Raw genomic sequence first — 7,604 nt, forward strand, 5'->3', positions numbered from 1 at the left:
GCCACCGCCCGCTTTCGAAATTCCGAGAGACACGATAAAAACGGCTACGTATTATTCTGAGACGACGTTTCACATCAAGAATGCCGACGGTACGACCGAAACCAAACGCTTCGACGAGCTAACTCGCGATCAACTCAAGCAGTTGCCGCCGCCACCGCCAAAAGTGGCCGGTGATCATTCGCCATATCCGACGGTGCTCGAATGGTATTTCGATGCAAAAGGAACCAGAGTATTGAAAACCCCGACGCAGCCAAAAATTGCCGATACGGAATCGTCAGCCAACGACGTCGAAAAGGCAAGCTTTCCCGGAGGAATCGCAAAGTTCTTCGATTTCTACGTCCAGGAATTCAAAATGCCGGCCCAAGCGAGAGCAGCAAAGGCAAAAGGTAAAATTTTCCTGGCGTTTACCGTTGAGACCGACGGCAGTATCACAAACGTAAAAGTGCTCAAAGGCCAATCGAAATACGGGCTCAATGACGAAGCCGTTCGCGTGATGAAATCATCTCCGAAATGGATTCCGGCGAAGGAAAACGGAAAAGTTGTGAGGAGTGAGTTTTCGTTGCCGGTTAGTTATCGATAGGGTTGATGCGTTGATGTGTTGATGCGTTTATTTGAGTTCTTGTCTGCCGAGAATGTGTTCATCTAAATGGGCGAACCTTGAACCCTGAACCCTGAACCTTGCACCTTGCACCAAAAATCCGCTCCTCGTGAATTGATTTTTCGTTTGCCGAAATCGTACAATGCGGACCGTCCGCGTTAGGGATTGCAGTGGAAATCCTTTTGGAAAAACCTTTGAGGTTTTAAAAACCTTTGAGGTTTCCAAAAGATTGGAACGCGAAGCCCGACGGCGGCTTGGCAAATGCGACCAGCTTTTGCCAAGCCGCCGGAACGCCCAAATCGTCAACTACCAATGTTCATTGCCAATAAATTACAACATCCTGAAATTTTTGGCGTTAACTTTGTAAGCGAATCATCCATCAAAAAATCATCATCATGCTAAAAGACTTTTTTATCCTGTGTTCGGGAGCCGACCGAAAGCTGCTCGAAACGTGTTCTGAAGGGGAACAAACCAAATTCGCTGGCATCGGTGCCACGGTTTTCTTTACGGCCGTTATGGCTTTTATCGCGGGCGGTTATGCGCTGTACACGGTTTTCGACAGCATTTACCCGGCCGTTTTCTTTGGCTTCGTTTGGGGCTTGCTCATTTTCAATCTGGACCGTTTTATTGTATCGACGATTCGCAAACGCGATAGTTTCTCAGCCGAATTCTTACAGGCGACGCCACGTATCGTGCTCGCGATCATTATTGCGATCGTAATCTCAAAACCGCTTGAGATCAAGATTTTCGAAAAAGAAATCAACACGGTTCTGCTCAAGGAGAAGAACGCGATGGCACTCAACAACAAGAAGGAAGTCGCGAATTATTTCCAGTCGGATCTCGATAAGAACAAGGCGCAAGTCGATAGCCTGAAGTCAGAGACAGCGAAAAAGGAGAAAGAAGTCAACACGCTTTACGCTACGTATATTGCCGAAGCCGAAGGCACGAAAGGAACGATGAAGCTTGGCAAAGGTCCGGTTTTCAAGGAAAAGATCGCGAAACACGATTTGGCCCGATCGGAATTTGAAACGTTGAAGAAAAACAACGACACGAAAATCGCCGACCTCGAAGCGAAGAACAAAACGCTCCAGGCCGATCTCGACAAAAAAGTCTCGGAAACCCAACCCGTAATCGACGGATTCGACGGTCTGATGGCGCGCATCAACGCCCTCGACAGTTTGCCGTGGCTGCCTTCATTCTTTATTATGTTATTGTTTTTGGCGATCGAGACCTCGCCCATCATCGCGAAATTGTTGTCTCCGAAAGGCGAATACGATTTCAAGCTCGAGGATCTGGAAACCGCGTTGAAAGCGACGATCACGCAAGATGTCTACCAACGTAAATTGCTGGTTTCGACGTCGGCTGCGATGCACGATAAAGTGTATGCCGATATCGCCGACGACCGCGAGATCTTCAACAAACAGCGAATGGCCGCAAAGGAACTTCTGGAGCTCCAGGCCGAGCGATTCGTGGAAAAGCAAAAACAGACGTTCTGAAAATATCAAAGCCGACTTCTATAGTCGGTTTTTTTATGCGTGTTTACTTCGTTTATTCGATCTAATTGCTATTTTAGTAAACTAATCGTTCCCAAATGAACCGCATCTTTTTAGTATTCGCGCTCACATTCCTCGGGCTTCCCGTTTTCTCGCAAGACAGCCTGCAGGTAGCCGCAGCCGACACCACCAAAGTCACCGTTTCTTCTCTTTGGGATACGTTGAAATACGATGGGCAAAGTGTTTACGGAGGCGTGCTTCACGTGTATTCGGCACCCGGAAGATGGAAGCACGACGATTGGGGAACGCTGGGTTCCTTGACCGTGACGACCGCGATGATTTATTTGGGAGACGAGCCGATAGGCGAATATTTTTTGGATCAGGGCACGCAAGCCCCCGATTTGCTCAAGGAAGGCGCCTTTTATTTCGGAAAGCCGCTTTACAACTACACTATTACCGCGGGAATTTACACCTTCGGGCTTTTGACGCGCAACCAAAAAATCCGCGAAACAGGCGTGTTGCTCGTAACTTCGGCGACGGCAGGGGGCTTGTTGCAGACATTCCTGAAAAATGCCGTAGGCCGTGCGCGACCGGGAACAGGAAAAAGCCCGGCTTCGTTCAAACCGTTCTCGAAAGAACCCGGAGATCATTCCTTTCCGTCAGGGCATACGATCTTATCGTTCACGACGGCTTATGCGATTTCGAAACAATTCAAAAGTCCCTGGGTCAAAGGCGGAATATGGGCGCTTGGCATGGTCACTCCGATTTCGAGAATGTGGGAAGGCGCGCACTGGGCGTCTGACGTCGCTGTTGGCGTAATGATAAGCGTGCTCACGGTCGAATCGGTCGACAAATATTTGAAGTCGAAACGCAATTTCGACCCGATCGCCGCCAAGAAAAAGATTTCGTGGAACTTGAACATGGGCAAGCAGACCATAGGAATAGTGGGCGTTTTCTAATTGTCGGGCACAAAAAAAGGACAAGCCTAAACTTATCCTCTTTGTACTTTGCACTTTGCATCTTGCACTTTGCACCTTGCACTTTGCACTTTGCACTATAGAAACGGCAATATCTCCTTTTTCAAATTATCGTACTCGCCTTGCAAAATCAACCCGTTGTCGAGCAAGCGTTTGTAGTTCTGCAACTTTTCGAACAACTCATCTTTTGAGAGTTCCGAAAGTGGTTTCTCGGACGATTTTTGTGCCGATGGCGTTTCTTCGATCTGCGGAACTTCTTCAGAGAAAACCTGTTGTGCTGCGGGAACGAGTTCGGCGAAATTCGTGACTTCTTCCGTTTCCATTTCTTCGATCACTTCGGGTTCTTCGATGATTTCAGCTTGGGCGACAGGTTCAGGTTGAGCGAACGTAGGCGCCGATTGCACATTTCCTTCCTTGAGCAATTCGAGTTGTTCCTTGGCGAACGTATAAATCTTGCGCGCTTGCGTCTTCGGGATATAGTCGATGGAAACCTGGATGTCGGTTTTGGTCGAGAACGAGAATTCGGATCCTAAAATATTCTCTTTTACGAAAGTTCCTGCAATGTCTTCCCAAGCGTAATCAGTAAAATCCATAGACAATCCCAGATTTTTGGGCTTGCACATGATGATGCGTTTGTTCGTCAACACGATGCTGTCTGGGAAAACGGTCACGGGCTTTTTTTGAACGCCGATGTAACCGACTTCTTCGTTCCGCATGAGCAGATCGTTGAGTTTGGTCGTGATTTTCTCGACGGCTTTCGGGTCTTGTTCTTCGTTTAGGAAGTTTTTTATGGAGTCTTTCATTTTTGATGATTCAAAGGTTCGCTCCGGGTTCTCTTTGGCCACGAAGGCACGAAGGCACGAAGTTTTTTTGTTCTGGCAAAAATAAGGCTATTCGTTTGATTCGGAAATCTCCTTTTGCAATTTTTTAGTCAAACTTTTGAAAACGAGATCGTAGGAATGGTCGATGAGTTCTTTGAGAAGTTTGTCCGAAACATCACCGCCGACATTCACGGTATTCCAATGCAACTTGCTCATGTGGTAACCCGGATTGATGCCGTCGTACTCGGCCCGAAGCTCGGCCGAACGTTCGGGATCGCATTTTAAATTCACCGACGGATTGCCTTTTTCCCATTCGCTCAACGACGACAACGCGAACATTTTCCCTCCGACCTTGAACACGAGCGTGTCTTCGTCGAACGGGAATGTTTCTTCAACCGCCTTTTTCGCGAGGCAGAAATCATAGTATTGTTGGATGTTCAACTTGAATATGAATTATGAATTATGATTTTATACAAAATCGGTTTCGATGGCGACGCGTCGTTTTCGAACGATGCGATCTGTAGATTGAGCAAGTAACTTCCGTCAGGTATCGAATCGTTAACGTAAATCATCTCGGTTATCGTACAATCGAGTCGCGCGTCGGCGTTCAAATTGTTTACGTCGGTGACATTCCAAAACGCTTTGTGCGCGAGCAGTTTTCCTTCGTCGTGTTCTTTGTCGACGCTTGGCAGATCGATGAGCAGGTGTTTGATGCCTTTTTCCCGAATGAAAAGTGCGGCTTCTTCAAGCAAATACGGCCAGTTGGTTTCGGAATATTTTCTCGAAAGTTTGTCGGTCGGATTCGGAAGCGTGCGAATCACGATGGCTTCGGGCGAATTTTGTCCGATTGCTTTTTCGATCTGACTCTTGGTTATTACGAAATCATCGGCTTGGCTTTCGGGCGTTATCGAAATGACTTCGGCCGAAAAGAAAAACGTCTTCAACTGTTGGTTTACGCTGTAAAAATCGCGTGTGATATGGCCAAGACATTCGGTGTGCGTGCCGTGCCCGTGCGGATTGAAAAAGATGTTGTTGAAGTTCGTCGATGATTTTCCTTCACTCACCTTCCCGATCCAATCCCCGAAAACCACTGGCGAAATCACGGGTTTCTCGATATACCACGCGATCGGATTTTTTTCATCGGACGAAAGCGGAATCGAAATATCAATCGGTTTTGAAAGGTCGATTGAGAAAGTTGCGCGTTGATGTTCGATTTTGGCGAGCATGGATTGTTTTTTCCAAAGATATTGAATCGGGATTTATTCGTTTGATCGTTTAATCGTTAATTTATTTCACGCTCCATCAGTTCGGCTGCGGCTCGGGTGGAGCGATTGTCTTTCGAGTTTGCGCTTCTGCCTCGCCAATCCTAAACGCTAAATCCGAAACAAAAAAAATTTCAATTGCGATTTTTCTTACCTTTAAGCTTTAAAAGTCTGATTATGAAAACATGTATCGCTTTCTTGCTTTTCGGGATGGGCGCGTTCGCGCAAACTTTCAGTCCTTCTTTTTCGACGGTTCCGATTACTTTCGGGAAGGCGAATGTGTTCAATACTTCGTTTTACACATTTGGCGTGACGTCAGGAAACAACAACGCAAAACCGATGTTCGTCTACTATAATTATGTCACGGGAACGAACTATTATTCTGATCCGAATGGGCAGATCCGCCCGACTTTTGTTCCCGACAATGCGATTCGCGGCGTAAAGATCGATTCGTTCAACCCGAATGGAGCAAGCGATATGAGAACCGCGCTCGTAACGGGAGCCTTGAATTGGATCTTCAACGGAAATTCAGGGAAATCGCCGTTCATCAAGTAAAATCACAACCAATCGTTAAAATGGTTTTCGTCACAAATTCGACCGAAATCCTATAAAGCGAACTCCCTTATTATTTCGTCAATTTGTACTATAAGATTGACAAAATGGAAACGACAATAACTTTACCGCGTACTGAAGAACAACAATTGGGACAGATCGTCGTCATGGGCAAAAAAATGCTCGGGCACTGCGAAATGAGTTCGAACAACGATAACTTTACGTTGCACTGGACGTTTAAGGCGCCTCAATATCGCGACCTTTTCCTGCGCAGGATTTCATGTGAAATCACACACCAAAACTAATCGATTTTGAATAGATCCGACGCGATGCCGTCAGTCAGGAATTTGCCTTTGGGCGTGGCTTTCAAGATATCATTTTCGATTTCGAGCAGTCCGTCGGCGACGAATCCCGACGCTTCGTTCCTGATATAATCCTCAAATTCTTTTCCGAATTCATCTGCAATTTTTTTAAGAGAAACGCCCCAGATCGTTCGCAGTCCCGTCATTACATATTCGTTGTAACGGTCGGTTTTGGACAGGATTTCAGTTTCCGACGGCAATTCGCCAGCTGCAATTCCCTTGAGATACAAACTGTTGTTGGCAATGTTCCAACTGCGGGATTTTCCGTCAAAACTATGGGCCGACGGGCCGATTCCGATGTACTTTTTCCCGCGCCAATATGCCGAATTGTTGCGCGAAAAATACTCGGGTTTTCCGAAATTCGAGAGTTCGTAATGTACGAATCCGTGTTGCGCCAACGTCTCGGATAAAATCCTGAAATGACTTTCGGCGACTTCATCTTTGGGCGCGTTTACTTTTCCGTCGGCGATCAATTTCTTCAAAGCGGTTTTAGGTTCCACCGTAAGCGCGTAGGCTGAAACGTGTGGAATTCCGAACGACAGCGCCGTTTCTATGTTCGATTTCCATTTTTCGTCGGACATTCCCGGAACTCCGTAAATCAAGTCGATCGTGATGTTGTCGAAATGTTTTACGGCTTCGGCGAGCGATTTCTTTGCTTCGACTGAATCATGGGCGCGGTTCATCATCTTCAAATCGTCGTCGAAAAACGATTGTATTCCGATGCTTAGCCGATTGATTTTAGAAGCCGCGAGCTCCTGGATTTTCTCGAACGTCAAATCGTCGGGATTGGCTTCGAGCGTTATTTCAGGATTTTGTGAAACGGTGTAGTTTTCATGTACCGAATCGATCAGGAAATTGATTTCATTTGTCGAAAGTACGCTCGGGGTTCCGCCGCCGAAATAAATAGTGTCGACGATTTCGCCTCCAGATTCCTCTTTGCGCAAACGCAGTTCCTTGGCCAAAGCCGCGACCATTTCGTCCTTCTTTCTGAAATTCGTCGAGAAATGGAAGTCGCAGTAATTGCAGGCTTGTTTGCAGAACGGTATGTGAATGTAGATGCCGGGCATTTGATTAGCGAATGAGAAAATTAGCGAATTACCGGATGATGTTCCGTACTAACGATTCCGTCTAAGTTCCAATTTAAAATCATCATTACTCAAATTTTGCTTTTATCCCAATCCAATTCACTAATTCGCTAATCCGCTAATCCGCTAATTATCTAATTCTACTCTCATTCTGTTTCACAAACGCATCCCAACCCGTATAACTTTTTCCCGCGACGACTTTGCCCGAGTTGAAAAAGTGACAAACGGCCGCGGCCAAACCATCGGTGGAATCCAAATTTTTAGGAAGTTCTTTCAAACCCAAAAGCTGTTGCAACATTTTCGCGACTTGTTCCTTGCTCGCGTTTCCGTTTCCGGTGATTGCCATTTTTATTTTCTTGGGTTCGTATTCGGTGATCGGGATCTGTCTCGACAAACCCGCGGCCATTGCGACTCCTTGCGCGCGTCCGAGTTTGAGCATCGATTGGACGTTCTT

The 7,604-nt window shown here is 46.6% G+C and carries 10 protein-coding genes; 5 read left to right on the top strand and 5 right to left on the bottom strand.

Translation table 11 applies throughout. From position 1 onward, the window contains the following. From EOO50_RS17340 to EOO50_RS17350, 3 genes are all read left to right on the top strand, one after another. On the top strand, positions 1 to 580 hold a 580-nt coding region (locus EOO50_RS17340), incomplete at its 5' end, for an energy transducer TonB (protein ID WP_290841545.1). Between the two features lie 413 nt (positions 581 to 993). After that, complete coding sequence (locus EOO50_RS17345) at positions 994 to 2,094, top strand: DUF4407 domain-containing protein (RefSeq protein ID WP_290841546.1); 1,101 nt, start codon at positions 994 to 996, stop codon at positions 2,092 to 2,094. Positions 2,095 to 2,189: 95 nt separating this feature from the next. Further along, positions 2,190 to 3,050 (top strand): phosphatase PAP2 family protein, encoded by an 861-nt coding sequence (locus EOO50_RS17350; protein WP_290841547.1) that lies wholly within the window; start codon positions 2,190 to 2,192, stop codon positions 3,048 to 3,050. Between the two features lie 95 nt (positions 3,051 to 3,145). On the opposite strand, the gene EOO50_RS17355 is transcribed toward EOO50_RS17350, so the two are convergent. The 3 genes from EOO50_RS17355 to EOO50_RS17365 all read right to left on the bottom strand — a co-directional run bounded on the left by EOO50_RS17355 (position 3,146) and on the right by EOO50_RS17365 (position 5,115). Continuing rightward, positions 3,146 to 3,871, bottom strand: coding sequence for a PH domain-containing protein (locus tag EOO50_RS17355; protein ID WP_290841548.1), 726 nt, complete (start codon positions 3,869 to 3,871; stop codon positions 3,146 to 3,148). A gap of 87 nt (positions 3,872 to 3,958) precedes the next feature. Further along, positions 3,959 to 4,330, bottom strand: coding sequence for an MmcQ/YjbR family DNA-binding protein (locus EOO50_RS17360; protein WP_290841549.1), 372 nt, complete (start codon positions 4,328 to 4,330; stop codon positions 3,959 to 3,961). Then, complete coding sequence (locus EOO50_RS17365; protein ID WP_290841550.1) at positions 4,327 to 5,115, bottom strand: cyclase family protein; 789 nt, start codon at positions 5,113 to 5,115, stop codon at positions 4,327 to 4,329. Before EOO50_RS17365 ends, EOO50_RS17360 begins: the two co-directional genes overlap by 4 nt. A gap of 213 nt (positions 5,116 to 5,328) precedes the next feature. On the opposite strand from EOO50_RS17365, the gene EOO50_RS17370 reads away from it, so the two are divergent. Beyond that, a complete protein-coding gene (locus tag EOO50_RS17370) occupies positions 5,329 to 5,706 on the top strand; it encodes a hypothetical protein (RefSeq protein ID WP_290841551.1) in 378 nt (125 codons plus the stop codon). A 104-nt stretch (positions 5,707 to 5,810) separates the two neighbouring features. Continuing rightward, positions 5,811 to 6,008 (top strand): hypothetical protein, encoded by a 198-nt coding sequence (locus EOO50_RS17375; protein ID WP_290841552.1) that lies wholly within the window; start codon positions 5,811 to 5,813, stop codon positions 6,006 to 6,008. On the opposite strand, the gene hemW is transcribed toward EOO50_RS17375, so the two are convergent. Further along, entirely contained in the window at positions 6,005 to 7,132 is a 1,128-nt protein-coding gene (gene hemW / locus EOO50_RS17380) for a radical SAM family heme chaperone HemW (RefSeq protein ID WP_290841553.1), read from the bottom strand. The two genes, EOO50_RS17375 and hemW, sit on opposite strands and share 4 nt — an antisense overlap. A 148-nt stretch (positions 7,133 to 7,280) precedes the next feature. Further along, on the bottom strand, positions 7,281 to 7,604 hold a 324-nt coding region (locus tag EOO50_RS17385), incomplete at its 5' end, for a crossover junction endodeoxyribonuclease RuvC (protein ID WP_290841554.1).

Source organism: Flavobacterium sp., from assembly GCF_004211145.1.
In the GTDB taxonomy this organism is placed as follows: Bacteria; Bacteroidota; Bacteroidia; order Flavobacteriales; family Flavobacteriaceae; genus Flavobacterium.

Bases quoted from the DNA above. Each gene is read 5' to 3' on its own strand.
- EOO50_RS17375 (WP_290841552.1), top strand. From the start codon at position 5,811: ATGGAAACGACAATAACTTTACCGCGTACTGAAGAACAACAATTGGGA.
- EOO50_RS17345 (WP_290841546.1), top strand. From the start codon at position 994: ATGCTAAAAGACTTTTTTATCCTGTGTTCGGGAGCCGACCGAAAGCTG.
- EOO50_RS17365 (WP_290841550.1), bottom strand. From the start codon at position 5,115: ATGCTCGCCAAAATCGAACATCAACGCGCAACTTTCTCAATCGACCTT.
- EOO50_RS17350 (WP_290841547.1), top strand. From the start codon at position 2,190: ATGAACCGCATCTTTTTAGTATTCGCGCTCACATTCCTCGGGCTTCCC.
- hemW (WP_290841553.1), bottom strand. From the start codon at position 7,132: ATGCCCGGCATCTACATTCACATACCGTTCTGCAAACAAGCCTGCAAT.
- EOO50_RS17355 (WP_290841548.1), bottom strand. From the start codon at position 3,871: ATGAAAGACTCCATAAAAAACTTCCTAAACGAAGAACAAGACCCGAAA.
- EOO50_RS17370 (WP_290841551.1), top strand. From the start codon at position 5,329: ATGAAAACATGTATCGCTTTCTTGCTTTTCGGGATGGGCGCGTTCGCG.